This window comes from Lactobacillus sp. CA30L (assembly GCF_059900845.1).
In genome coordinates this window covers 1-470 of the sequence record NZ_JBWXGB010000025.1, presented here as the reverse complement: position 1 = coordinate 470, position 470 = coordinate 1, and the positions used below count along the sequence as shown (strand labels likewise).

1 protein-coding gene is annotated in these 470 nt (G+C 40.0%); it reads right to left on the bottom strand.

Going from position 1 to position 470, the window contains the following annotated elements; genetic code table 11:
- Positions 1-470: type IV secretory system conjugative DNA transfer family protein (locus tag AC2JF8_RS09280; RefSeq protein WP_500762807.1), on the bottom strand; the 470-nt coding region annotated here is incomplete at both ends.

The following is a 470-nucleotide window of genomic DNA, read 5'->3' as shown; positions in this document are numbered from 1 at the left end:
CCTCCACCTTGATTTCCTTTATTCATGCTATGTTTCCGAATGGATAACGTTTGTTTCCCTGCACGTGCAGACAGATACTTGGTGGTTTCTTCTTCGTCCCCACCAAGGTATAGTAAACACGCACAGCCGTTTAGAATGTTTTGCCACCCTTTTGGATACAAGGTTTGGAGTTGATTTAAGGATTGTAAAACAATGGTAAACGACATTTCTCGCTTACGAAACGTGGTCAACATTTTCTCAAAGTGAGGAATTCGGCCAATATTGGCAAATTCGTAAATTAAGAAACGGACATGTAGGAGTTCTTTTCCTTCTTCTAGTACTCGTTTTCCTAAACGTACTTGGTCTGATTTATTTCGCAACACTTCTCCGACTGTCGCAAACATCAACGCTGCAATAAAATTAAACGACGTATTAGTTTCAGGTATCGCAATAAACACCGCTGTTTTTTCTTCATTCCAGGAGTCAATATC